The following is a 26,029-nucleotide window of genomic DNA, read 5'->3' as shown; positions in this document are numbered from 1 at the left end:
ATAAGACAAACCGAAAGCTTGCATGCCCGGCATAACAGTGAACAGCGCGTCACTCCGGCGGACCGCGCACGGTAGAATCGCCGCAATTGATTGCTAACCCGCGCGACCCCGGGCCACGCCATGAACTTCATACCGCTGGTACTGCGCAACCGGCCGCACTTGATGATCGCCATCGCCGTGGGCGTCGTGCTCGGCTTGCTCTCGCCCGCCTCGATCCATACTTCCGCGCGCGTCCTGCTCGGCTGGGACGCCACGGTATGGACCTACCTCGTGCTGATCTGGCTACACATGGTGTTAGCAAACGAAGAGAGCGTGCGCGCGAACGCCCGCCGCGAAGACGAAAACGCGGGGACCGTGCTGTTTCTCATCTGCATCGCAACGGTGGCGAGCATCGTCGCCATCGTCATCGAGCTGGGTACGACGAAGGATCTCGGCACGGCCTCGAAAGTGCTGCATTCGCTGCTCACGGGGCTCACGCTCATCGGGGCGTGGTTCCTCATTCCCACCATCTTCACGCTGCATTACGCGCGCCTCTACTACGGTTCCGATCCCAACGAGCCCGCCCTCGCGTTTCCCGACAAAAAGCTCACGCCGAATTACTGGGACTTTCTGTACTTCTCGTTCACCATCGCCTGCGCGTCGCAAACCGCCGATATCGGCCTGCGCGGGCGCAGCGCGCGGCGCGGCGTGCTCGCGCAATCGATTTTGTCGTTCTATTTCAACGTTTCTGTGCTAGGCCTGTGCGTGAACATCGCCGCGAGCATGGTCGGTAGCTGATCCGTTTTTCTCCGCTGCACCCGATACCGGCAATCGCCGCCGGTTCTCCGCTCGATTCGGCCGCCTTTGCGCCCGGGCTTTGCGAACATGCGCCTTGCACGCGGCGTCGCGCGCCTGTGTCGCTCATGGGCATGTGCCTTGCTCGACTCCCCCGCAAGTCGCCACGCGGCGCAAGCGGTTTGGTTCCGGCCTGCTCTTGCACTACTCTGAACAGGTGCCTGTCCACCACGCGCAGCGCGGCACGCTCCGGCAGCCCCCGGGCGGCGCGATCGCATTTCGGCTAACCCCGACTTGCATCCCCTTCGCCTGACGTACCTGGAATACGACCGATGGAACCCCCCCACGCCTATGCGCCGCGGATCTACTTCGTCCATTCCGTCCTGGCAGGACCACTCGACGCGTGGCCGGCGCACGTCGCCCGCGCGGCGTCGCTTGGCTTCGATCACGTCCTGATCGGCGCGCTGTTCGCCTCGGGCGCGTCGGGCGACGACCGCATTGTCGCCGATCACGCGCGCCTGAACGCAGCCTTCGGCAGCCAGCTCTCCGCCGACGACGCCGTGCGCGAACTCGCGCTCGCGGCGCAATCGCGCGGCGTCACGCTGCTCGCCGATCTCGTGCTCGACCGCAGCGCCGCTGACGGCGCGCTCTACACTGCCCATCCCGAATGGTTCCATCCCTTCGAGCCCGAAGACGCGCGCCTCGACCCACGCCACGGCCACAGCGAAGCCAACGTGGCCTATGCCGATTTCGAGCGCGCGAGCGCGCCGCTCATCGCATGGTGGACGGCGCGCGCCATCGCGCTCGTCGAAGCGGGCATCGGCGGCTTTCGCGTGGACTCGCCGCACCGCACGCCGCCCCACGTGCTACGCGCGATCTTCGATGCCGTACGCGCACGCTTTCCGCAAGCGCGCTGGCTCGCCGCGACACCAGGCCTGCCGCGCGAAGCGATCACGCACCTCGAAGGTGCGGGCTTCGACGCCGCCTTCTCCTCGCTGCGCTGGTGGGACTTCTCGTCGAGCTGGATGGTCGAGGAGCACGCCGCATTGCGCCGCGTGGGCTCACCGATAACGTTTCCAGAAGCGCCCTATGGTGCGCGCTACGCGCACGATCAGGAAGGCGCCGCCGATGCGCGCGCGGTCGAGCGCGCCTATCGCCGCATGCTGCGCGCGGCAGCGGCGCTCGGCACCGGCTGGCTCATGCCGATGGGTTTCGAATATGGCGTGGACGAAGCAACCTCGCACAGCGGCAACAGCACGCAGACGTGGGAAGCAGCGAAAGCCCGCGCGCCCTTCGATCTGAGCGCCGATGTCGCGCATGCCAACGCGCTGCAACGCGAAACGTGGGCGCTGCAGACCAACGGTGAACTGCGCGCACTCAGTGGCCCTGGCGCCAGCGTCGCGGCGCTCTTGCGCGGCGACCGCGCGGACCTGCGCGACGCGCAAGACGCCATCCTCACGCTCATCAATCCCGCGCTCGCCGCGCCTGTGCGCGTGGATCTCGCGCGCCTGCTCGACGGCGTGCCCGGCGGCTTCACGCGCTTCGCGCCGCTCGACGCCGAAACGCTGCGCGGCGCGCGCCTGCCCGCGCCGCGCGACGCGAGCGCTATTCCCGATGCGTTCACGCTGCCCGCGGGCGCATGCTGGATGTTCCGCGCGCTCGCGAGTCCGCTCGTAGTGCTCGCGCCGCCCGAAGATCGCGGCAAGACCGACACGAGTGGACACAAGAGCGTGCTCGAAGCGATCGCCGCGCCGCGTATTGCCATCGAGAGCGCGCAGCCCTCGGTCGATCACGGCCGCTTCGCCGCGAAGCGCACCGTCGGCGAGCGCTGCGAAGTGCGCGCGGCCATCTTCGCCGAGGGCCACGACCGCATCGACGCCGCCGTGCTCTGGCGCGCCGCCGACGAAACCGCCTGGCACGAGTCGCCGATGACGCCCGTGCCGCCCGCGGGCACCGACCTGTGGGCGGGCCACATTCCGCTCGATCGCATCGGACGTTACGAATACGTCGTGATTGCCTGGCGCGACGACTTCGCCTCGCTTGCGGAACATCTGCACAAGAAGCGCGCGGCGAACCAGCCCGTCGATCTCGAACTGGAAGAAGCGAGCCGCCTGTTCGCGCTCGTGCTCGCCACTGCGGAAACGTCGGGCTCGGGCGACGACGACCAGAAGCGCAACAACGAAACGCTCGACGCCATCGTCAAGCGCTTCATTGCTGCGGACACCGAAACACGCTGCGCGATCATCGCCGCGCCTGCGACCGCAGCGGCCGTGCGCGCCGCGCGCCACCGCCCGTTTCTCTCGCGCGACACAATCGTCAATCGCGTGGATGCGGAGCGCGGCGCCGCACGCTTCGCGAGCTGGTACGAGATCTTCCCGCGCTCGATGAGCGACGACGAATCGCGCCACGGCACCTTCGACGACGTGATCGCGAAGATGCCGCGCATCCGCGAAATGGGCTTCGACGTGCTGTACTTCCCGCCGATCCACCCCATCGGCCTCGCCAACCGCAAGGGGCGCAACAACACGCTCAATGCGCAGCCCGGCGACGTGGGCAGCCCCTACGCGATCGGCGCGGCCGAAGGCGGCCATACCGCGGTGCATCCGCAACTGGGCACGCTCGAGGACTTCTGCCGCATGCTCGCCGCGGCGCGCGAACAAGGCCTCGAAATCGCGCTCGACTTCGCGATTCAATGCTCGCCCGACCACCCGTGGCTGAAGGCGCATCCCACCTGGTTCGCATGGCGGCCCGACGGCACGCTGCGCTACGCCGAAAATCCGCCGAAGAAGTACCAGGACATCGTGAACCCCGAGTTCTACGCGCACGACGCGAAGCCTGGTTTGTGGCTCGCGCTGCGCGACGCGATCCTGTTCTGGGTGGACACGGGCGTGCGCATTTTCCGCGTGGACAATCCGCACACGAAGCCGTTGCCGTTCTGGGAATGGATGATCGCCGACGTGCGCGCGCGCCACCCCGACGTGATCTTCCTCTCCGAAGCCTTCACGCGGCCGCGCCTCATGTACCGGCTCGCCAAGCTCGGCTTCTCGCAGTCATACACGTATTTCACGTGGCGCGAATCGAAACGCGATTTCACCGAGTACCTCACGGAACTCACACAAACCGAGGTGCGCGACTTCTATCGGCCTAACTTCTTCGTCAACACGCCCGACATCAATCCGCGCCATCTGCAGACTGGCGCGCGTTCGAGCTTCCTGATCCGCGCCGCGCTGGCTGCGACGCTTTCCGGGCTGTGGGGCGTTTACTGCGGCTTCGAGCTGTGCGAAGGGCGCGCCATGCCCAATTCGGAGGAATATCTGGACTCCGAAAAATATCAACTGCGCGCATGGGACTGGCATCGCCCCGGCAACATCGTCGCGGAGATCGCCACGCTCAACCGCATCCGGCGCGCCAACCCGGCGCTGCACACGCATCTCGGCATCACGTTCCTCGACGCGCGCAACGACTCGCTGCTCTGCTTCGAGAAGGCCACGCCCGCGCGCGACAACGTGCTCGTCGTGGCCATCAACCTCGATGCCTTCAACGAGCAGGGCGCCGACTTCGAACTTTCGTGGACGACGTTCCAGCGCTGGCACCTCGACGACCACGCCCCCCTCAATGTGATCGACGAAATGACGGGCGAGCGCTTCGAGTGGCGTGGGCGCTGGCAGCACGTGCGGCTCGACCCGCATGCGCGCCCGTTCGCGATCTGGCGCATCGAGCCCGCGACGGGCCTGCCGCGCGAAGAGCCGCTGCCTGAACACGCCGATGAGCACATCGAGGGCCATCCCGAACTGGACGCGGACTTCCCGCCCGGAGGAGCGACATGAAACGCGACCCCGCTACCCACGAGCCTGTCGCAACGAACGTGCAGACCGTCACGCGAGACTCGACCGCACACGATCCACACCATGAGGAACGCGGCACGCAACGGCGCGGCAAGGCGTCGATGCTGTCCGACGACCCGCTCTGGTACAAGGACGCGATCATCTATCAGGTGCACGTGAAATCGTTCTTCGATGCGAACAATGACGGCGTGGGCGACTTCCCTGGCCTGCTCGCGAAACTCGACTACATTGCCAGCCTCGGCGTCACGGCGATCTGGCTGCTGCCGTTCTACCCCTCGCCGCGCCGCGACGACGGCTACGACATCGCCGACTATCGCAACGTGCACCCCGACTACGGCCAGCTCGCCGACGTGCGCCGCTTCATTCAGGAAGCGCATGCGCGCGGCATGCGCGTGATCACCGAACTGGTCATCAACCATACCTCGGACCAGCACCCGTGGTTCCAGCGCGCGCGGCGCGCCAAGCCCGGATCGAATCATCGCAACTACTACGTGTGGTCCGACACCGACCAGAAGTACCTGGGCACGCGCATCATCTTCATCGACACGGAGCCGTCCAACTGGACGCACGACCCCGTGGCCGGCGCGTACTACTGGCACCGCTTCTATTCGCACCAGCCCGACCTGAACTTCGACAATCCGGCCGTGCTGCGCGAAGTGCTGCAGGTCATGCGCTTCTGGCTCGACATGGGCATCGACGGGCTGCGTCTGGACGCCGTGCCCTATCTCGTGGAGCGCGAAGGCACGAACAACGAGAACCTGCCCGAAACGCACGGCATTCTCAAACGGATCCGCGCGGCCATCGACGAGCACTACCCGAACCGCATGCTGCTGGCCGAAGCGAACCAGTGGCCGGAGGATGTGCAAGAGTACTTCGGCAACGAAGACGAATGCCACATGGCGTTCCACTTCCCCCTCATGCCGCGCCTCTACATGGCGATTGCGAGCGAGGACCGCTTCCCGATTCTCGACATCATGAAGCAGACGCCTGACTTGCTGCCAAGCTGCCAGTGGGCGATCTTCCTGCGCAATCACGACGAACTCACGCTCGAAATGGTGACGGACTCCGAGCGCGATTACCTCTGGAACACCTACGCGAGCGACCGGCGCGCGCGCCTGAACCTCGGCATTCGCCGGCGTCTCGCGCCGCTCATGGAGCGCGACCGCCGCCGCATCGAACTCATCAACTCGCTGCTGCTCTCCATGCCCGGCACGCCCGTGATCTATTACGGCGACGAACTCGGCATGGGCGACAACATCCACCTGGGCGACCGCGACGGCGTGCGCACGCCGATGCAGTGGTCGTCGGACCGCAATGGCGGCTTCTCGCGCGCCGACCCCGAACAGCTCGTGTTGCCGCCGCTCATGGGCTCGCTCTATGGGTACGACGCCATCAACGTCGAAGCGCAAAGCCGCGATCCGCATTCGCTGCTCAACTGGACGCGTCGCATGCTCGCCACGCGCCGCGCAAAGCAGGCGTTCGGGCGCGGCACGATCCGCTTCCTGCGGCCCGCGAACCGCAAGATTCTCGCGTACCTGCGCGAGATGCCCGGCGAAGCGCCGATCCTCTGTGTGGCGAACCTCTCACGCGCGCCACAGGCGGTGGAACTCGATCTTTCCGAATTCGCGGGCATGTCCCCCGTCGAAATGACGGCCGACTCCGTGTTTCCGGCCATCGGGCAACTGCCTTATCTGCTGACTTTCCCGCCCTACGGCTTCCTGTGGTTCCTCCTGAGCGCCGGCGATCAGCGGCCTTCGTGGAGCCAGCCGACTTCGGAGCAATTGCCCGAGTTCGTGACCGTGGTGATCCGCGAAGGGCAAACCGGTGCGACGCCCGAAAACGTGCGGCTGCTCGAGTCGGAAGTGCTGCCTTCGTGGCTCTCGCGTCGCCGCTGGTTCGCCTCCAAGGACAAGCCGCTGCGCTCCGTGCGCCTCGCGGCGCTCACGACGATTTACGGCGCGGGCTTCGCGTTCACAGAAATCGAGGCCGAGCTGGCGGACGGCACGAGCGAGCGCTACGTCCTGCCGATCGCGATTACCTGGGGCACCGAAATCACCACGCCGCTGCATATTCAGCTCGCGCTCTCGCGCGTGCGGCGCGGCCGCACGGTGGGCTATCTCACGGATGCGTTCTCGCTGCCGTGGTTCGCCTATGGCGTGCTGCGCAAGCTGCGCGAGCGCGCCACGGTACCCACCGTGCAGCAGAGCACGATCCGCTTCGAGCCGACCGAGCGACTCGACGAACTCGACCTCGGCGAGACGCCGGAGGTGCGCTGGCTCGCCGCTGAGCAGAGCAACAGTTCGCTCGTGATCGCGGAAACCCTCGTGCTCAAGATCGTGCGCCGGCTGATGGCGGGCGTGCACCCCGAAGCGGAAATGAGCCGCTACCTCACGAAGCTCGGCTACGCGAACACGGCGCCGCTCTATGGCGAAGTGGTGCGTGTCGATCCCGCGGGCGTACCGCATACGCTCATCATCGTGCAGGGTTTCATCGACAATCAGGGCAATGCGTGGGACTGGGCGCTCGACTATCTGCGCCGCACGATCGACGAACTCGCGCTCGCCGTGGACGACGACACGAGCGTCGACCAGGCGCACGAGGAGGAAGCCGTGCACGGCTATTGCGCGGTGATCGGCGCCATCGGCAAGCGCCTGGGCGAGTTGCACGCGATGCTCTCCCAACCCAGCGACGACGAAGCCTTCGCGCCCGTTGCCGCCACCCCCGACGACGTGCGCAACTGGATTGCCGACACCAAGACCATGCTCAACGAAGCACTCGACATCGTCGCGCAGCATACGGGCGAAGACGAGCAAACGCTCGACGAAGACGCGCGCGACCTCGCGCGCAGCCTGATCGATCGCCGCAAGGCGCTCGTCGCGAAGATCGACGAACTCGTGCCCGACGACACCAAGGCCGCGCGCATCCGCATCCACGGCGATTTCCACCTGGGCCAGGTCCTGCTTTCCCAGGGCGACGCGTATTTGATCGACTTCGAAGGCGAGCCCGCGCGAGCGCTCGACTACCGGCGCGCCAAGACCTCGCCGCTGCGCGACGTGGCGGGCCTGTTGCGCTCGCTCTCGTATGCGGGCGCCGCCGCGCAATCGACGCTCGAAAACGCGCCGCAGCAAGTCGTCGATCGCAAGCGCGCCCTGTTCGAGCGCTTCCGCGGCTATGCGGCCGAAGCATTCCTGAGCCAGTACCGCGCGGCCGTGGCAGAAGGACCGCTCACGCTCGTCAGCGCTTCGCACGAGCAGGCGCTGCTCGACCTGTTCCTGATCGAGAAAGCGGCTTACGAGATCCGCTACGAGGCGGCCAACCGCCCCACCTGGCTCGCGTTGCCGGTACGCGGTCTCGCGGCGCTGGCGGCACGCGTGCTCGGACTCACCCCTACGCAGTCCACGCAATCGCATTCCGGCGGAGGTGGCCATGGTTGAGCGCGCGGCCCAAGCCGGGCTGAATCTCCACGACGCCGACGCACTCGCCGGCGCGTACCACTCCGATCCTTTCTCCGTGCTCGGGCTGCACTGGGTGGACGGCGCCCCTTACGTGCGCGCATGGCTGCCGAACGCCTCAGGCGCAAGCGTGGTGGCGCGCGACCGCGCCCACACGCTCGGCGAACTCTCGCTCGTGCATCCGGCAGGCCTCTATGCGGGACCACTCGCGGAAGCGGTGCCCTACCGGCTCGTGGTCGACTGGCATGGCGTGAGCCAGGAAATCGAAGATACCTATTCATTCGGCCCGCAGCTATCGCACGAAGCGCTGGTGCGTCTCGCAGACGGGGACCCCTACGCGGTGCTCGAATGCCTTGGCGCGCGGCCCTTGACCTGCGACGGCATCCCCGGCGTGCGCTTCGCGGTCTGGGCGCCGAATGCGAAGCGCGTCTCCGTGGTGGGCGACTTCAACGCGTGGGACGGGCGGCGTCACCCCATGCGGCTGCGCCACGAAGCCGGCGTATGGGAGCTGTTCATTCCGCGTGTGGCGGCCGGTGCGCGTTACAAGTACGAGATACTCGGCGCGCGCGGCGCGGTCCTGCCGCTCAAGGCCGATCCCTGTGCGCTGCAGACGGAGTGCCCGCCGGGCACGGCTTCGATCGTGGCGCCCGTCGAGGCGATCGACCACTACGCGTGGCGCGATCACGAGTGGCTGCAAACGCGCGCCGAACGGCAGAACGCACGCGCGGCCATGTCGGTCTACGAGGTCCATGCGCCTTCATGGCTGCCCACGCAAGGCGCCGATGCCCCCGCGCCCGACTGGGGCGCGCTCGCCGAGCGCCTGATCCCCTACGCGCAGGGCATGGGCTTCACGCACATCGAATTGCTGCCCGTGGCGGAACACCCGTTTGGCGGCTCGTGGGGCTATCAGCCGCTCTCGCAGTTCGCGCCCACCGCGCGCCTTGGCGCGCCGGTGGACTTCGCGGCGTTCGTCGACCGCGCGCACGAAGCGGGGCTGGGCGTGATTCTCGACTGGGTGCCCGCGCATTTCCCGAACGACGCGCACGGTCTAATCGATTTCGACGGCACGGCGCTCTACGAGCATGCCGACCCGCGCGAGGGCTATCACCCCGACTGGAACACGATGATCTACAACCTGGGACGCCGCGAGGTGAGCGCGTTCCTCGTCGCTTCGGGCCTTGCGTGGCTCATGCGCTATCACGTAGATGCGCTGCGCGTGGACGCGGTCGCCTCGATGCTCTACCGCGACTATTCGCGTGCGCAAGGCGAATGGGTACCCAACATCTACGGCGGTCGCGAAAATCTCGAATCGATTGCGTTTCTCAAGCGCCTCAATCACGAAACGCAATATGTTCCGCAACGCCCCGGCGTCATCACCATTGCTGAGGAATCCACAGCATGGCCGGGCGTCACGGCGCGCCCCGAGGATGGCGGCCTCGGCTTCCAGTTCAAGTGGAACATGGGCTGGATGCACGACACGCTGCACTATATGCACGAAGACCCCGTCTATCGCCGCTATCACCATCACCTGATGACGTTCGCGATGGTCTACGCGTGGTCCGAACGCTTCGTGCTACCGCTGTCGCACGACGAAGTGGTGCACGGCAAGGGGTCGCTGCTCGGCAAGATGCCGGGCGACCGCTGGCAGAAGTTCGCGAACCTGCGCGCGTATTTCGGCTTCATGTGGGCGCACCCCGGCAAGAAGCTGTTGTTCATGGGCGGCGAGTTCGGGCAGATGGCCGAATTCGATCACGACGGCACGCCGCACTGGAACCTGCTCGACGATCCGCTGCACCGCGGCGTGCAAACGCTCGTGCGCGACCTGAACCACCTCTACGCGAGCGAGCCCGCGCTCTACACGCTCGACTCGGAACCCGGCGGCTTCGAATGGCTGGTGTCCGACGACAGCGAAAACAGCGTGCTCGCGTGGCGCCGCGTGGACGGATCGGGCCGCGAGATCGTGGTGATCTGCAACTTCACGCCGGTGCCGCGCCACGGCTACCGCATCGGCATGCCGCAGCCGGGACAGTGGGAAGAGGCGCTCAACACCGACGCCGAAGTGTACGGCGGCTCGAACATGGGCAACGGGGGCCTCGTCAGCACGGAGAGCGTGGTGAGCCACGGCAAGCCGCAGTCGGCAGCACTCGTCCTGCCGCCGCTCGGCACGCTGATCCTGCGCCTGCGCCGCTAAGGCGGCGCAGCGGCGGGATTTGATCAGGAACCCGATGCAAAACGAAGAACAACAGATGGAGCATCGTCATGGCAAACGGTCCGCCTGAGCGCCTGCTGCCCGGCTCCCCCTGGCCGCTCGGGGCGACGTGGGACGGACTCGGCACCAACTTCGCCGTGTTCTCGGCCCACGCGTGGCGCATCGAGCTGTGCCTCTTCGACCCCACCGGCCGCAAGGAGCGCATTCGCTACACCTTGCCCGAATGCACCGATGAGGTGTGGCACGGCTATCTGCCGGGCGCGCATCCCGGCACCGTCTATGGCCTGCGCGCGCATGGCCCCTATCAGCCACATCTGGGGCACCGCTTCAATCCGCACAAGCTGCTGCTGGACCCTTACGCGAAGCAGCTCATCGGGCAGTTCCGCTGGTCGGACACGCTCTATGGCTACCGCGCGCATTCGAACCGCGTGGACCTCTCGATCGACCGGCGCGATTCCGCGCCGGCCATGCCCAAGTGCGTGGTCGTGAACGACAACTTCGACTGGTCGCGCGACCGGCGGCCCAACACACCGTGGGGCGACACCATCATCTACGAGGCGCATCTGCGCGGTCTGTCGATGCAGCGTTACGATTTGCGCACGCACATGCGGGGCACCTTTGCCGGGCTGGCCGCGCCGCGTTTCATCGACCATCTGCACAACCTCGGCGTGACGGCCATCGAGATCCTGCCGGTACACGCGTTTCTCTCCGAGCGCTTTCTGATCGACCGCGGATTGCGCAACTACTGGGGATACAACTCGGCCGCGTTCTTCGCGCCCGAGCCCAGCTACCTCGTGGGCTATGACACCGACGAAATGCGCATTGCCGTGCGGCAGCTTCATGCGGCGGGTATCGAAGTCATTCTCGACGTGGTCTACAACCACACCTGCGAAGGCGGCGAAATGGGCCCCACCGTCTCGTGGCGCGGCCTCGACAACGCCAGCTATTACCGCTGCGTGCCTGGCGACGAGCGCCACTTCATCAACGACACGGGCTGCGGCAACACGCTCGACTTTTCGCATCCGCGCGTGCTGCAGATGGTCGCCGATTCGCTGCGCCACTGGGTCACGTCATATGGCATCGACGGCTTTCGCTTCGACCTGGGCGTCACGCTCGGGCGCGAGCCCGCGGGCTTCGACCCGAACGGCGGCTTTTTCGACGTGCTGCGCCAGGACCCCGTGCTTTCGCAATGCAAGCTGATTTCCGAGCCGTGGGACGTGGGCCCGGGCGGCTATCAGCTTGGCAACCACCCGCCCGGCTTTTCCGAATGGAACGATCGCTTTCGCGACAGCGTGCGGCGCTACTGGCGCGGCGCGCCGGGCCAGCGCGCCGACCTCGCGGCGCGCCTGACCGGCAGCGCGGATCTGTTCGACAAACGCAAGCGCCGGCCCTGGGCGTCGATCAATTTCGTCACCTCGCACGACGGCTTCACGCTCGCCGATCTCGTTTCGTACGAGCGCAAGCACAACGAAGCGAACGGCGAAGAGAACCGCGACGGCCACAATGAAAACTGGAGCGCGAACTGGGGTGTGGAAGGCCCGACCGACGACCCCGCAATCCTCGCCACGCGCGCACGCGTGGGCCGCTCGATGATGGCCACACTCCTCATCGCGCTCGGCACACCCATGCTGCTCGCGGGCGACGAGGCTTGCCGCACCCAACGCGGCAACAACAACGCGTACTGCCAGGACAACGACATTTCGTGGTTCGACTGGGCGCTCGCCGAAACGCCCCAGGGCAAGGCCATGACGCGTTTCGCCGCGCGCGTGATCGCGCTGCGCCGCGAACATCCGCTGCTGCACGAAACGCGCTTTCTGTTCGGCGAGCGCGAGCTGATGCCCGGCGTGCACGACATCGACTGGTTCGACGAACGCGGCGAGCCGCTCTCGCCCGAGGCCTGGCACGACCCGGAAGCGAGCGCGTTCACCATGCGACGCGCCGGAGCGGGACTCCACGGCCAAATGGAAGTATTGTTAATGATGCTGAACGCCTCGCAAGGCGCGGTGACGTTCGTCGCGCCCGCGCCGCGCATGGCATGGGAGGTGCTGCTCGATACCGCGCGGCCCGACGCAGTGCCCTACGCGCTGCCCGACACGACGTACGAACTGGCCGCGCGCGCGCTCGCCGTGCTCTGCGCCCGTCCGGCGCGTGCCGACACGCACCGGCCAGCGGGCACGCGCGGCGACGCGGCCACGCCGGACCCGCGCCGCACGCCGGGCGCCTCCGGGTCGGGCGCCCCCGCGGGCCCGGACCAAGCCGCCGCTGGATAGGTACAGGACGCAACCAGGAATCCACCATGTCCCCGCTTTCGCACGATCCGCACGCCCGCCAGTACATGCATTGCCTGCCGTTCGGCGCGCAGCTGATCGGCGCGGCGCACTCGCAGCCGCATACGCGCTTTCGTTTCTGGGCGCCGTCGTGTCAAACGGTGCAGGTCGTGTTCGAGAACGTGAGAGACGCGCCGCCGCTCGACATGACGCCGACCGGCAACGGCTGGTTCGAAGCGCAGGCGTCGTGCGGGCCGGGCACGCTGTACCGCTACTGCCTCGACGGCCAGCAACGCGTACCCGACCCCGCATCGCGCTTCCAGCCGCAGGGCGTGCATGGGCCGAGCGAAGTGCTAGACCCGCGCGCGTACGCCTGGCAGCATGCGCACTGGCAAGGACGCCCTTGGGAAGAGACCGTGATCTACGAGCTGCACGTGGGCGCGCTGGGCGGCTATCAGGGTGTAATGAAACGTCTGCCCGCGCTGGCGGCGCTCGGCGTGACGGCCGTCGAACTCATGCCGCTCAACGACTATCCGGGCGAGCGCGGCTGGGGCTACGACGTCGTGCTGCCCTACGCGCCGCACGCGGCCTATGGCAGTCCTGACGAACTGAAAGCGCTCGTCGATGCCGCGCATGGGCTGGGGCTGCAGATGTTCATCGACGTCGTGTATAACCACTTCGGCCCCGACGGGAACTGGCTCGGCCTCTACGCCAAACCGTTTTTCCGCCAGGACGTGAAGACGCCGTGGGGCGAAGCGCTCGACTTCGACCGCTTCGAAGTGCGCGACTTCTACTGCGACAACGCGCTCTATTGGCTCACGGAATATCGCTTCGACGGTCTGCGCATCGACGCTGCACATGCGATCGGCAACACCGACTGGTTGCGCGAGCTGGCCGACCACGTGAAGGCGCGTGTCGAGTCCGGCCGCCATGTGCACCTGGTGCTCGAAAACGAGCACAACGAAGCCAATCTGCTCGAATCGCACTTCAGCGCGCAATGGAACGACGACGCGCATCACTGCTTTCACGTGCTGCTCACCGGCGAGTCGGAAGGCTACTATCGCGCCTTCGAGGATTCGCCCATCGGCAAACTCGCGCGCGTGCTCGGCGAAGGCTTCGTGTACCAGGGTGACCCGTCGCCCGTGCACGGGGGCAAGCCGCGCGGCGAACCGAGCGCGCACCTGCCGCCCACCGCGTTCGTGATGTTCCTGCAGAACCACGACCAGATCGGCAACCGCGCAATGGGCGACCGGCTGCGCACGCTGGCCGACGACGACGCCCTGCGCGCGGCCACGGCAATGCTGCTGCTTTCGCCGCAAATTCCGCTGCTCTTCATGGAGGAGGAATACGGCTCGACGCAGCCGTTCCAGTTTTTCACCGCCTTCACCGGCCAGCTCGCCGATGCGGTACGCGAAGGCCGCCGCAGCGAATTCAAGGCATTCGGTGCGTTCAACGACGAAGCGAGCCGGGCGCGCATTCCCGATCCGAACGATCTGCAGACCTTCGTGAATTCGTCGCCGCTGGCCGACGCGCCGCTCGACGGCGAACGGCTCGAATGGATGCACTTCTATAAGTCGGCGCTATGCGTGCGGGCGCACCTGCTCATGCCGCGCCTGCGCCACGCGCGCGCGCTCGGCGCAACCGTGCTCGCCGACGACGCTGCGAACGGTCTCGCCGCGCTCGTCGCGCGCTGGCGCCTCGACGATGGCGAAACGCTCACGATCGCGCTGAACCTGGGCCGCGACGGCGTCCCGCTCGATGCACGACCCGATGGCATGGTGATCTTCGAAACGCCGCCACGTGCGCGCGACCTTGCCGACAATGGCGTGCTGCCCGAGAGCGCGTGCATTGCATGGCTCACCGGCAACGTGCCCGAGTACTCGAGCGAACACGACGCGCGCATCGTGCATCGCGAGGAGCCCAACGCATGAGCACGGCGCGCCGCAGCGACACGCTCGCGACACTCGCCGCACGCGCGGGCTTCGAGGTCGAATGGACCGACGCACACGGCGCCGTGCAGCGCGTGCCCGACAGCACGCTCTCCGCTCTGCTGGAATGCGCGGGCCTGCCTTGCGCCAACGCCACGCAAATCCGCCAGAGCACCTCCGCACTCAATGCGGAACAGTCGACGCGGCGACTGCCGCCGCTCATCACCGCCGAATACGACAGCGCGATCGAACTGCCGCCTTCTGCCGTACGCGCGGGCAGCCACTATCGGATCGACCTCGAAAGCGGCGAGCACATCGAGGGCCGCTTCACCTCGCCGCGCGGCGAGAGCGCGTTGCTCGCGCCGCTTGCGGAGCCGGGCTATCACACGCTCACCGTCAACGACCATCGCCTGACGATCGCGGTCGCGCCGCCGCACTGCCATACCGTCGCCGACGCCTGGCGCGCACGTCACGGCGACAGCGGCACAGTGCCGCCGCTGTGGGGCCTCGCCGCGCAATTGTACGGACTCCGACGCAACGGCGACGGCGGCATCGGCGACTACACCGCGCTCGCCGCGCTCGCCGCGCAAAGCGCGCGGCGCGGCGCGCAGGCACTCGCGGTGAGCCCGACCCACGCGATGTTCAGCGCCGAGCCGGGTCACTTCAGCCCCTATTCGCCGTCGTCGCGCCTGTGGGTCAATGTCGCGCACATCGACCCCGCTGCGGAATTCGGCGCCAAGGCCGCGCACGACGCGAGCGCGGCCGCGAATGCGCTCGACGCGTGGCGCGAACTCGAAGCCGCGCCGCTCGTGGACTGGCAGCGTGCGTTGCCGCTCAAGCTCAAGGTGCTGCGCGCGCTGTTCGAGCGCTTCGACGCCGACGAGCGCGCGAGCGGCTCGCCGCGTGCCGCCGCTTTCGCCGCGTTCTGTGCGCAGGGCGGCGAGGCACTCGAAGACCACGCGCGTTTCGAGGCGCTGCAGGAAGCCATGCTGCATGGTCCCGGCGGCGAGCGCCACTGGCGCGACTGGCCCGAGCCGCTGCGCGACCCGCGCAGCGCCGACGTGGCGACGTTTGCGCAGGAGCACCGGCGCGAAGTCGACTTTCACCGCTTCCTGCAATGGCTCGCAGCGCTCGGGCTCTCGGGCGCGCAGCGCAGCGCGCACGAGGCCGGCATGGCGATCGGCCTCGTCGCCGATCTCGCCGTGGGCTGCGACGGCGCGGGCTCGCACGCGTGGTCGCTGCCGCAGGACATGCTGCAACGCGTTTCGGTCGGCGCGCCGCCCGACATCTTCAACCAGGCCGGGCAAAGCTGGGGACTCACGACGTTCTCGCCGCGCGCCATGCACAACAACGGCTTCCGCGCGTTCATCGACATGCTGCGCGCGGCCTTCGCCCATGCGGGCGGTGTGCGCATCGACCATATTCTCGGGCTGCGCAGGCTCTGGCTCGTGCCCGAAGGCGAAAGCGCGCGCCACGGCGCGTATCTGCGCTATCCGTTCGACGACCTCGTGCGGCTCATCGCGCTCGAATCGTGGCGGCATCGCGCGATCGTGATCGGCGAAGACCTCGGCACCGTGCCGCCGGGGCTGCGCGAGCGGCTCGCCGCGCACGGCCTGTATGGCATTCGCGTGCTGTGGTTCGAGCACGACGGCAAGGGCTTTCTCGCGCCCGCGCGCTGGGACCCGCATGGCGTCGCGACGACCACCACGCACGATCTGCCGACCGTCGCGGGCTGGTGGAGCGGCGCGGACATCGACTGGCGCAACCGCATCGGCCAGACGCTCCCGCGTGCCGACGGACGCGACCCCGTCGCGCTCGACCGCGCGCGGCGCGCGACGGATCGCGTCGCACTCTGGCATGCGTTGCAGCACAGCGGGCTCGCGCCGCGCGACACCGAACCGCCGCCGGCCGACGAGCCGCCCGTGAATGCCGCGCTCGCCTATGTCGCGGCAACGCATAGCCCGCTCGTCACCTGCCCGCTCGAAGACCTGCTCGCGTTGTCCGACCAGCCGAATCTGCCCGGCTCGATCGACGAGCATCCGAACTGGCGCCGCCGCCTGCCGCTGCCCGTCGAGACGCTGTTCGCCGATCCGGCCGTCGCCGCGCGCGTCGAAGCCGTCGTACGCGCACGCGAGGCCGTTGCGCGCACGCGCGCCGAGCCGAGCGCCGGTGCAGGCGCGAGCGACGCCAACTCAACCGCGAACTCAACCGCCAGCTCGGCGCCAGGTGCGACCGAAAAGAAGCCGACGCCATGACACACCCTCGCGCGACGCTGCGCCTGCAGCTCCATCACGGCTTCACGTTCGCCGACGCGCTCGCGCAGCTCGACTACTTCGCCGCGCTCGGCGTGAGCCATCTCTACCTTTCCCCCGTCACGACCGCGCAGCCCGGCTCGATGCACGGCTACGACACCGTCGACTACGGCACGGTGAGCGCGGAACTGGGCGGCGAAGGCGCGCTGCGCCGCTTCGCCGCGAAAGTGCACGAGCGCGGCATGGGCATCATCGCCGACTTCGTGCCGAATCACATGGGCGTGGGCGGCGGCCACAACGCCTGGTGGCTCGACATCCTCGAATGGGGACGTCACAGCGCGTACGCGCGCCACTTCGACGTGGACTGGCACTCGCCCGACCCCGCCCTGCGCGGCAAGGTGCTGATGCCGTTTCTCGGCGCCCAGTACGGCGAAGAACTCGCCGCAGGCCGCATCGAGCTGAAGTTCGATCCCGCCGCCGCGCGCTTTTATGTGCAGTACGGGCCGCACGTGTGCCCGATCTGCCCGACCGATTACGCGACGCTCCTGCAGTCCGCGAACCGCGCCGATCTCAACACGCTCGCCGGACCATTCCAGGGCCTCACGACCCAGCCCGACGACCAGGCGCGCGCCAGCGCCGGTCGCGACGCGCTGCGCGCGTTCGTCGAGCGGGTCGGCACGGACCCCATCGACTTCGTTCTGGAATCCTATGCAAGCGGCGACCCGGTGCCGCGCGAGCGGCTGCACCGCCTGCTGGAGCGCCAGCACTTCCGGCTCGCGTGGTGGCGCACGGCCACCGACGAGATCAACTGGCGGCGCTTCTTCGACATCACCGCGCTCGCCGGCGTGCGCGTGGAACGTCACGACGTGTTCGAGGCCGTGCACAAGCTCGTGTTTCGCCTTTACGCCGACGGCGTGATCGACGGCCTGCGCATCGACCATATCGACGGGCTTGCGGACCCGCGCGAGTACTGCGAACGCCTGCGGCAGCGGCTCGCCTCGCTGCGCGCCACGCCGCCCTACATCGTGGTCGAGAAGATCCTCGCGCAAGGCGAAACGCTGCGCGACGACTGGCCCGTGCAAGGCACGACCGGCTACGACTTCATGAACGACGTGGGCGCCTTGCTGCACGATCCTGCAGGCGCAGCGCCGCTCGCCGAGGCGTGGGCCGCCATCTCCGGCGACGACCGGCCGTTCGCGGCCTACGCGCTCGACGCGCGCCGCGAGATGCTGGCCGCCTATCTGCCCGCGGAACTCGACCACGTGACGCGTGCGCTGCACCGCATCGCGCGCGAACTCCCGGGCACGCGCGACACCACCTATGCGTCGGTGCATCGCGTGGCTGCCCATCTGGCCATGTACTTCCCGATCTACCGGATCTATCCGGCGAACGGTTTGCGCAGCGCGCTCGACAACCGTTATTTCGACGTTGCGCTCGACGCCGCGCGCCGTGCACTGCCGCGCGCGAGCCTCGCGGCGCTCGACCTCGTCGACGGCTGGCTCGGCGGTCGCGCCCCCGAACCTGCCGCGAACAACGCCAGCGGCGGCGGCGGCAACAGTGGAGGCAGCGCCGCCAGGACGCCACGCGCCGCGCCAGCCGGGGCGAACGCGGGTGCGGGCGGCAACCAGGGGAATACGCCGCTCAGCCACGCGCTCATCGCGCAGCGCACAGCGCTCGCGCTGTTCTCCCAGCTCACCGCGCCGCTCGCGGCGAAGGCCACGGAGGACACGGCGCTCTATCGCTACGGCCGCCTGCTCTCGCGTAACGAAGTGGGCGCGGACCCCGACGATTTCGCGCGCACGCTGCATGACTTTCACGCGACGAACCGGCTGCGCCAGCGTCGTCCTTATGGGCTGCTCGCCACGGCCACGCACGACCACAAGCGCGGCGAGGACGTGCGGGCGCGGCTCGCCGTATTGAGCGAGATAGCGCTCGACTGGAGTGCCACGCTGCGCGCCTGGTCGACGCTGAACCAGACGCATCGCCGCAACGAAGGGACGGCCGGCGCGGCATGGTCGCCGGGACCGGCCGCCGAGGCGATGCTGTATCAAACGCTGGTGGGCTGCTGGCCGCCCGAACTGGACCCGGGCGACGAAGCGGGCGTGCATGCGCTGGCGGAGCGCGTCTCGACGTGGCTGCTCAAGGCGTTGCGCGAAGCGAAGCTGCGCACGAACTGGCTCTCGCCCGACGAAACCTATGAGTCGGAGTGCCAGGCATTTCTCTTCGATATCCTCGCCCCGCAACGGCGCGACGGCTTCCTGCAGGCGCTGGCCGAATTCGTCGCGCGTGTGGCGCCCGCTGGCGCACTCAATACGCTGCTGCAAACGGTGCTGCGGCTCACCTCGCCGGGCGTGCCCGACCTCTATCAGGGCACCGAACTCTGGGACTTTAGCCTCGTCGATCCGGATAACCGGCGGCCCGTCGATTACGCCGCCCGCGCGGCCGCGCTCGATGAGCAGGCGCCCGCCGCGAAGCTGAAGGACTGGCGCAACGGCCAGGTGAAGCTGGCCACCGTGCACCGCCTGCTCGCGCTGCGAGCGCGCGCACCCGAACTGCTGCGCGAAGGCGACTATCTGCCGCTTACGGTGAGCGGCGCGCAGGCCTCGCATGTGATCGCTTTCGCGCGCCATCACGGCGACGCGTGGGCCATCGTGATCGGCACACGCTTCGCGGCGGGCTTGCTGGATGGCGAGATCCCGCTCGTCGCGCCCGAACGCTGGGAAGATACGACGGTCGAGTTGCCCAAAGGATGCGCGCCAGCCACGCTGCACGACTGGCTCAGCGACGCCACGCACACGGTGCGCGAAGGCGGCACGCTCGCACTGCGCGACATCCTGGGCGCAATGCCCGTAGCGGTGCTCGCCACACTCGCGCGCAGCTAGGCCGCACGCGAGGCGCGCTTAGCCGCCCTCGTCCTCGAGATCTTTCGGATACACGCGCACGAGCACGATGCGCGGCCCCTTCATTTTCTTCACGACGATATCGAAGCGGTCGAACCCGACGCGCTGCCCTTCGGTGGGCAGGTCGTTGAGCGCATGAATCACGAGGCCGCCCACCGACTCCGCGCGCCCTTCGTCGATATCGATGCCGAGCGCCTGCTCCAGCGACACCACCGGCAGGCTGCCGCGGCCCATCAGCGTGCCGTCGTCCATGCGGGTCCAGTCGGTGTCGGCCTGGTGAAACTCGTCGTGAATCTGGCCCACGAGCGCGCCGAGCAGGTTGTCGAGCGTGAGAAAGCCGACGGGGCGCGCGTTCTTGTGCCCCACCAGCGCGAAATGCGGCGCGCCCTTGCGAAAGCGGCGAAACAATGCCAGTGCGGGCGTCTCGGGCCGCACGTATTGCACGGGGCGCACGAACTTGCCGAGATCGCTGAGGGCGTTGCCCGCCTCGCGGGCGAGCAGCAGGTCCTTCAGGTGGATGAGGCCTGCCACGCGCTCGCCCGCGGCGTCTTCGAACAGCGGGTAGCGGCTGAAACGATGGCGCGCCACGATCTGCATGTTCTCGCGCAGCGACAGGTCGCGGCGCAGGCCCACCATCTCGTGCGTCGGCCGCATGAGGTCGGAAATGGTGAGGCGCGAGAAGTCGAGCGAATGGGCAAGCGTGTTCCATTCGTCGGCGCTATAGGCGTTCGCGGCGGGTGCGGGCAGCAGCGGCACCGCGCCGTTTGCACTCTTTGCGCCGCGCGGCTCGTGCGTCGCGTCATGCGCCTCGGCCTCGGCCTGGGCGGCGGCGCGGCGGCTGCGCAGGATCAGCTTGAGTTCGTCGGTCGAATAGTGCGTGTCGTGGCCGTGCTCCGACGACAGGCCCGCGAGACGCAGCACCGCGTTCGCGCTCGTATTGAGCACCCAGATCGCGGGATACATGGTCCAGTAGAAGCCGTAGAGCGGCATGGCCGTCCACAGCGAAATCTTTTCGGCCTGGCGGATGGCGAGCGATTTCGGCGCAAGCTCGCCCACCACGATGTGCAGGAACGAAATGACCGTGAACGCGAACACCAGCGAGATGGCGTGCACGAGTTCCGCCGATTGCACGCCGAGCAGTTCGAACACCGGCGCGAGCAACTGCGCGAACGCCGGCTCGCCGATCCAGCCGAGGCCGAGCGAAGCGAGCGTGATGCCGAGCTGGCACGCGGAAAGATAGGCATCGAGCTGGCCGTGAACCTTGGCGAGCAGGCGGCCGCGCAAGCCGTGCTGCTGAGCGAGGGCCTGCACGCGCGTGGCGCGCAGCTTGACGAGGCCGAACTCGGCCGCGACGAAGAAACCGTTGAGGGCAACGAGCAGGAACGCCCCGATGAGGGCGAGAAGCTGGATCAAGACACAAGGCTCCGAGGGACGAAGCGCTCAGTATAAGGGTGCAAGGTGGATGAAAGATGCGGCGGGCTCAAGCCGGCCCGCCGCTCACGCGGCAGTCGGTCAGGTGCGATCCGGCTCGCCCCTGCTCACGCGCCGCTCAGCGGCACATTCAGTACGAGCACCATCTCTTCGCCCTCGCCCACGAGAGCCGGCGCCTCGAAACGTCCGCCATGCGCCTCGGCCACGCGATGGCACAGCGCCAGCACCCAGGCGTAGCGACCCGCTTCCTGCTGCTCGCTCGCCTGGGCGCGCGCGAACGGTTCCAGCACGTGCGCCAGCGCGCCGTCGGTGAGCGCCGCACGCGTGGCGCGCCATTGCACTTCGAGTTGGGCGGCAGTGGCGCTCGCGCTCGCCGCGAGCGTCACGCTGGCGCCCTGAGCACTCGTTTCCGCCGCGAACACCAGCATCAGCCACAGCGCCTGCGCAATGCGTTCGCGGTCGCCGTCGAGCGTCGCCGCGCCTGTCGCGTCCTGCACGGCGAATGTCACGCCGCGCGCATCGCCGAGCGCGGCGCGGGCGTCATCCACGGCTGCGCCGAGCAGCGCCGCGACGGCGAACGGCGCGCGCTCGATACGCAGCTTGCGCGTCTCGGCGCGCGTGGTATCGACGAGCGTTTCGAGCAGCCGGACCTGCTGCTCCACGCCCGTGCGAATGCCGCCGAGCGCACGTTGCGCGGAGGCGTCGGCGTTGTCGATCTTGCGTTCGAGCACGTAAGCCCAGCTATGAATTGCATTGAGCGGACTGCGCAGATCATGCGAGACGCGCGAGAGCACGTGGTCGCGCATGAACAGCGCTGCTTCGGCGCACAGGCGCGCCGTGCGCTCGGTACGGTTTTGCGAAGTCGACATCTGATTCCTCGTGTTTCGCCACAAGCCGGGCGAGCGGTCCCCATTATAGGCAGCGCGTAGTGAGCAACCGGCGTGCCCGACGAGCCGCCGCCCGCCCGGCCCTGCAAAGCGCCTACAATAACGGGTCCAACCTATCCGAATCAGGAGTTTTTCCATGTCTATCGTGACCACCGAATCCGGCCTCAAGTACGAGGACCTGACCGAAGGCACCGGCGCCGAAGCCAAGGCCGGCCAAACCGTCAGCGTGCACTACACCGGCTGGCTGACGGACGGCCAGAAGTTCGATTCGAGCAAGGACCGCAACGACCCGTTCGCGTTCGTGCTGGGCGGCGGCATGGTCATCAAGGGCTGGGACGAAGGCGTGCAGGGCATGAAGGTGGGCGGCGTGCGCAAGCTGACGATTCCGCCGCAACTGGGCTACGGCGTGCGCGGCGCGGGCGGCGTGATTCCGCCGAACGCGACGCTCGTGTTCGAAGTCGAACTGCTCGACGTCTGATGCCCGCTTGACGCTTCACGGCGCTCGCCTTATTTGCAATCGCAACCGGTCATCATGAATCCGCATCACCACGCTCCCGTCACCGCGCCCGGCGTCGAACTGCGCCGCTACGGCGCGATCGAGGAAACCGATCTGCACGATTTTCACCAGATCGTGCTCGGTCTCGACGGCGAAATGGAGATGACCGTGAACGGCCGGGGCGAGCGCATCGACAGTTGTTCCGCGTGGCTCATTCCGGCGGGCGCACGGCATGACTACATGGGTATTGGCGATAACCGCCAGCTCGTGCTCGACCTGCCCGCGGCAACGCTCGCGGTACCCGAACGGCTGTTCGACGCTGCGCGCGCCGTGCGCCTCGACCCCGCGCTCACGCAGCTCGTGAATCAGATCGCGCAGCGCGCCGCCGCAGCCACGCCGCCGCGCGACAGTGCCGACCTGCGCGCGCGCCGCTTTCACTGGGACGCCTCGGCGCGTCTGTGCGCGGCTTTCATTGCACAAACCGGCGTGGCAGCCAGCGCCCAGTTCAGCGCGGCTGCCGGGTTGGACTTCGCGCGCATCGACCGGTGGCTGCGCGCGCATCTCGCCCAGCCGCTGCGTATTGCCGATCTCGCCGCGCATTGCGGCTTCGGCATGCGGCGCTTTCATCAGCTTTTTATCGAAGCGTTCGGCGAGACGCCGCATCGCTATTTACAGCGGCTGCGGCTCGACACGGCGCTCACGCTGCTCGCCGACCCGCGCGCCTCGCTCACCGACATCGCGCTCGAAGTCGGCTTCGGCGACCAAAGCGCGTTCACGCACGCATTCACGCGCCGCTTTGGGCTCGCGCCCGGCCAGTGGCGCGCGCTGCCGTCACACTGAGCGCGCAAGCGCGCCTCAATCGTCGAAGCGGTATTCCCACTCGGCGCGTGCGCCCACCGTCACGTGCTTGCCCGCGCCCGTCACGACCATCGCGTTCTGGCCGAATGTGAGGCCGCCGTCCACGCGCGGATCGGCGCGGAACACGGCCAGCGTGTCGAGCGGTTCGGTGGGCCATTGCGCGTCGCGCTCGCCCGATAGCTGATCGATCGTCGTGATCGGGCAGCGCGCGCACGGCTTCACGAAGCGCAGCACGACCTCATCGCCGCCTGTAGCCGATTCGATGGTGAGCGTGTCGATGAAGTCTTCCTCGAATGCGTCGCCAATGTCACCGACGACGATGTTCGGACGAAAGCGCGCCATCGGCACGGGCGGCGCGCCCTTCGCCGCGAGGCGCTCGTTGAGTTGCGCGAGCGACGCCTCGCTCGTCACGAGAATCGGAAAGCCGTCGGCAAATTGCGTGGGCGCGTCTTCGCCGTTCGTCCACTTCTTGCTCGCGAGACGCGTCACGTCATGCGCGAAGCGCAGCAGCCGCACCGGCACGCCTATCGCCTGCGTGAACCACTGCGCCGCGTGATCGCCTTCGTCGAGCGCCTCGAAATCGTCGTCCCAGACCGTCGCCGGCACGCGCGCCTCGCCGCCGCGCTGCGCGAACGGCAGATGGAGCGCTTCGCTCATGCCTTCCATGGTGAGGCGCACGCCGTCTTCGACGAACGCGGGCACGATGCGCGCCATGGCGGCGTACTGGCGCTGCGTGACGAACCGGCCGTTCTCGTCGGCGACCATCCAGTGGCGGTCCCACTCGATGCCCTTCAGGCCGAGCTGCGCATCGTCGAGCGCGATCGCGCCGCATGACTTCACGGGATAGACGAACAACGCACGAACGATGGGCATGGCGAACTCACGGGAAAGAAAAAGGAAATGGGCCGGGCAGCGCCCGACCCACGATGATACAACCGCTGCTTAAAACTACTTACTGCGCCGCATCGAGCCTGCGTGCGAGATCGTCCGCGAGCCAAGGTGTCGTCGATGTTCGTGTTCTCCGTGTGCTGAACAATCAGGCTTCGATCCTGCACGCGCAGGCGCAAAAAAGCCCGCTTTTGCGTCGGCAGAAAGCGGGCTTTCGGAATCGGCGCAAACGCGAGCCTCACGCTCGCGTTTGCCGAAGGGATCACTCCACCGAGAGCTGCAGGTGCAATTGCGAGCGGGAGCCGCCGTCCATCGCGTCGCTCGCGGCGTCGCGGTCCGATTGCGCCTGGGGCGCGAGGCGCGCGGTCTCGATGTTGTCGAGGTAAGTGCTCGTGATGTCGCCGGTGATGTAGTCGCCGTCGAAGCACGAAGCCTCGAACTGCTTCAACTCCGGATTGATGTCGCGCACTGCCTGCTTGAGCGAGTCCACGTCCTGATACACGAGGTAATCGGCGCCGATGATGCGCGCCACTTCGTCATCGGTGCGGCCGTGCGCTACGAGCTCGCCGCGCGTGGGCATGTCGATGCCGTAGACGTTCGGGTACTTCACGGGCGGCGCCGCCGAAGCGAAGATCACCTTGGTCGCGCCGGCGTCACGCGCCATCTGCACGATTTCCTGAGAGGTGGTGCCGCGCACGATCGAGTCGTCGATGATCAGCACGTTCTTGCCCTTGAACTCGATGCCCATGGCGTTGAGCTTCTGGCGCACCGACTTCTTGCGCATGGCCTGGCCCGGCATGATGAAGGTGCGGCCCACGTAGCGGTTCTTGAAGAAGCCTTCGCGATATTCCACGCCGAGCTTGTTCGCGACCTGCATGGCCGCGGGGCGCGACGAATCGGGAATCGGCATGACCACGTCGATCTTCACGTCGGGCAGCTCGCGCTTGATCTTCTCGGCGAGATAGTCGCCCATGCGCAGACGCGCGTTGTACACGGGCACGCCGTCGAGGACCGAGTCCGGACGCGCGAGATACACGAGTTCGAAGATGCAGGGGTTGAGCGTCGGCGCCGTGGCGCATTGCTGCGAGTAGAGGTTGCCGTCGAAGTCGATGAACACCGCTTCGCCCGGGCGAACGTCGCGCACGAACTCGAAACCGATGCCTTCGAGCGCCACCGATTCCGATGCGAGCATCCATTCGGTGCCTTCCGGCGTTTCCATCTTGCCGATGCACAGCGGGCGAATGCCGAACGGGTCGCGGAACGCGAGCAGGCCGTAACCGGAGATCAGCGAGACGATCGCGTACGAGCCACGCAGGCGGCGGTGCACACCCGCAACCGCCTTGAAGAGCGCGGCCGGGTCGAGCTCGAGGCCCGAGGTCGCGAGCTGCACTTCGTGCGCGAGCACGTTGAGCAGCACTTCGGTGTCGGAATGCGTGTTGATGTGGCGGCGATCCACACGGAACATCTCTTCCTTCAACTGTTGCCAGTTCGTGAGATTGCCGTTGTGAGCGAGGACGATGCCGAACGGCGCGTTCACGTAGAACGGCTGGGCTTCTTCTTCGCTCGACGCCGAGCCGGCCGTCGGGTAGCGCACCTGGCCGATGCCGCTGGTGCCGGGGAGGCTGCGCATGTTGCGCGTGCGGAACACGTCGCGCACCATGCCGTTGGCCTTGTGCATGTGGAACGTGCTGCCGTTCGCGGTGGCAATGCCGGCCGCGTCCTGACCGCGGTGCTGCAGCAGCAGCAGCGCGTCATAGAGGAGCTGGTTGACGGGAGAGCGGGAAACTACGCCTACGATGCCGCACATGGCAGGTCCTTCAAAAAAGCGAAATCGGTCGCGGG

General features: G+C 67.6%; 14 protein-coding genes. 10 read left to right on the top strand and 4 right to left on the bottom strand.

Going from position 1 to position 26,029, the window contains the following annotated elements; genetic code table 11:
• The first annotated feature begins 120 nt into the window (after nt 1–120).
• The 8 genes from AB3X98_RS30950 (at nt 121) to treY (ending at nt 19,609) form a co-directional block, all read left to right on the top strand.
• Nucleotides 121–777 (top strand): DUF1345 domain-containing protein, encoded by a 657-nt coding sequence (locus AB3X98_RS30950; RefSeq protein WP_069261362.1) that lies wholly within the window; start codon nt 121–123, stop codon nt 775–777.
• 329 nt (nt 778–1,106) lie between these two features.
• Nucleotides 1,107–4,601: a maltotransferase domain-containing protein gene (locus AB3X98_RS30945; RefSeq protein WP_368605181.1), complete on the top strand. Its 3,495-nt coding sequence runs from the start codon at nt 1,107–1,109 to the stop codon at nt 4,599–4,601.
• A 119-nt stretch (nt 4,602–4,720) separates the two neighbouring features.
• Nucleotides 4,721–8,053, top strand: coding sequence for a maltose alpha-D-glucosyltransferase (gene treS / locus AB3X98_RS30940; protein WP_256094466.1), 3,333 nt, complete (start codon nt 4,721–4,723; stop codon nt 8,051–8,053).
• Nucleotides 8,046–10,262 carry a 1,4-alpha-glucan branching protein GlgB gene (gene glgB, locus AB3X98_RS30935; RefSeq protein ID WP_368605180.1) on the top strand — a complete coding sequence of 739 codons (2,217 nt, stop codon included), beginning with the start codon at nt 8,046–8,048 and terminating at the stop codon, nt 10,260–10,262. The genes treS and glgB overlap by 8 nt, the downstream gene beginning before the upstream one ends.
• 68 nt (nt 10,263–10,330) lie before the next feature.
• Entirely contained in the window at nt 10,331–12,550 is a 2,220-nt protein-coding gene (gene glgX, locus AB3X98_RS30930; RefSeq protein WP_368605179.1) for a glycogen debranching protein GlgX, read from the top strand.
• Between the two features lie 26 nt (nt 12,551–12,576).
• Nucleotides 12,577–14,478: a malto-oligosyltrehalose trehalohydrolase gene (gene treZ / locus AB3X98_RS30925; protein WP_368605178.1), complete on the top strand. Its 1,902-nt coding sequence runs from the start codon at nt 12,577–12,579 to the stop codon at nt 14,476–14,478.
• Nucleotides 14,475–16,730, top strand: a complete 2,256-nt coding sequence (gene malQ / locus AB3X98_RS30920; protein ID WP_368605177.1) for a 4-alpha-glucanotransferase — start codon at nt 14,475–14,477, stop codon at nt 16,728–16,730. Before treZ ends, malQ begins: the two co-directional genes overlap by 4 nt.
• Nucleotides 16,727–19,609, top strand: coding sequence for a malto-oligosyltrehalose synthase (treY, locus tag AB3X98_RS30915; RefSeq protein ID WP_368605176.1), 2,883 nt, complete (start codon nt 16,727–16,729; stop codon nt 19,607–19,609). The genes malQ and treY overlap by 4 nt, the downstream gene beginning before the upstream one ends.
• Before the next feature lie 18 nt (nt 19,610–19,627).
• On the opposite strand, the gene AB3X98_RS30910 is transcribed toward treY, so the two are convergent.
• Both AB3X98_RS30910 and AB3X98_RS30905 read right to left on the bottom strand, forming a co-directional pair.
• Nucleotides 19,628–21,040 (bottom strand): hemolysin family protein, encoded by a 1,413-nt coding sequence (locus AB3X98_RS30910; RefSeq protein ID WP_368605175.1) that lies wholly within the window; start codon nt 21,038–21,040, stop codon nt 19,628–19,630.
• A 125-nt stretch (nt 21,041–21,165) separates the two neighbouring features.
• Nucleotides 21,166–21,927, bottom strand: coding sequence for a HAMP domain-containing sensor histidine kinase (locus AB3X98_RS30905; protein ID WP_342946978.1), 762 nt, complete (start codon nt 21,925–21,927; stop codon nt 21,166–21,168).
• A 154-nt stretch (nt 21,928–22,081) separates the two neighbouring features.
• On the opposite strand from AB3X98_RS30905, the gene AB3X98_RS30900 reads away from it, so the two are divergent.
• Nucleotides 22,082–22,423: an FKBP-type peptidyl-prolyl cis-trans isomerase gene (locus AB3X98_RS30900; RefSeq protein ID WP_028202932.1), complete on the top strand. Its 342-nt coding sequence runs from the start codon at nt 22,082–22,084 to the stop codon at nt 22,421–22,423.
• 54 nt (nt 22,424–22,477) lie between these two features.
• Entirely contained in the window at nt 22,478–23,281 is an 804-nt protein-coding gene (locus tag AB3X98_RS30895) for a helix-turn-helix domain-containing protein (RefSeq protein WP_368605174.1), read from the top strand.
• A 15-nt stretch (nt 23,282–23,296) separates the two neighbouring features.
• On the opposite strand, the gene AB3X98_RS30890 is transcribed toward AB3X98_RS30895, so the two are convergent.
• Complete coding sequence (locus tag AB3X98_RS30890; protein ID WP_368605173.1) at nt 23,297–24,172, bottom strand: MOSC domain-containing protein; 876 nt, start codon at nt 24,170–24,172, stop codon at nt 23,297–23,299.
• Between the two features lie 277 nt (nt 24,173–24,449).
• Nucleotides 24,450–25,994, bottom strand: a complete 1,545-nt coding sequence (gene purF, locus AB3X98_RS30885; protein WP_069261373.1) for an amidophosphoribosyltransferase — start codon at nt 25,992–25,994, stop codon at nt 24,450–24,452.
• Nucleotides 25,995–26,029: the final 35 nt, after the last annotated feature.

The sequence above is a fragment of the Paraburkholderia sp. BR14312 genome (genome assembly GCF_040948675.1).
GTDB lineage: Bacteria > Pseudomonadota > Gammaproteobacteria > Burkholderiales > Burkholderiaceae > Paraburkholderia > Paraburkholderia nodosa_A.
Note: the sequence above shows the minus strand (reverse complement) of the source record. Positions and strands in the feature narration are given on the sequence as shown.

Coding starts and splice junctions, on each gene's coding strand:
- AB3X98_RS30950 (WP_069261362.1), top strand. CDS start 121: ATGAACTTCATACCGCTGGTACTGCGCAACCGGCCGCACTTGATGATC.
- AB3X98_RS30945 (WP_368605181.1), top strand. CDS start 1,107: ATGGAACCCCCCCACGCCTATGCGCCGCGGATCTACTTCGTCCATTCC.
- treS (WP_256094466.1), top strand. CDS start 4,721: ATGCTGTCCGACGACCCGCTCTGGTACAAGGACGCGATCATCTATCAG.
- glgB (WP_368605180.1), top strand. CDS start 8,046: ATGGTTGAGCGCGCGGCCCAAGCCGGGCTGAATCTCCACGACGCCGAC.
- glgX (WP_368605179.1), top strand. CDS start 10,331: ATGGCAAACGGTCCGCCTGAGCGCCTGCTGCCCGGCTCCCCCTGGCCG.
- treZ (WP_368605178.1), top strand. CDS start 12,577: ATGTCCCCGCTTTCGCACGATCCGCACGCCCGCCAGTACATGCATTGC.
- malQ (WP_368605177.1), top strand. CDS start 14,475: ATGAGCACGGCGCGCCGCAGCGACACGCTCGCGACACTCGCCGCACGC.
- treY (WP_368605176.1), top strand. CDS start 16,727: ATGACACACCCTCGCGCGACGCTGCGCCTGCAGCTCCATCACGGCTTC.
- AB3X98_RS30905 (WP_342946978.1), bottom strand. CDS start 21,927: ATGTCGACTTCGCAAAACCGTACCGAGCGCACGGCGCGCCTGTGCGCC.
- AB3X98_RS30900 (WP_028202932.1), top strand. CDS start 22,082: ATGTCTATCGTGACCACCGAATCCGGCCTCAAGTACGAGGACCTGACC.
- AB3X98_RS30895 (WP_368605174.1), top strand. CDS start 22,478: ATGAATCCGCATCACCACGCTCCCGTCACCGCGCCCGGCGTCGAACTG.
- AB3X98_RS30890 (WP_368605173.1), bottom strand. CDS start 24,172: ATGCCCATCGTTCGTGCGTTGTTCGTCTATCCCGTGAAGTCATGCGGC.
- purF (WP_069261373.1), bottom strand. CDS start 25,994: ATGTGCGGCATCGTAGGCGTAGTTTCCCGCTCTCCCGTCAACCAGCTC.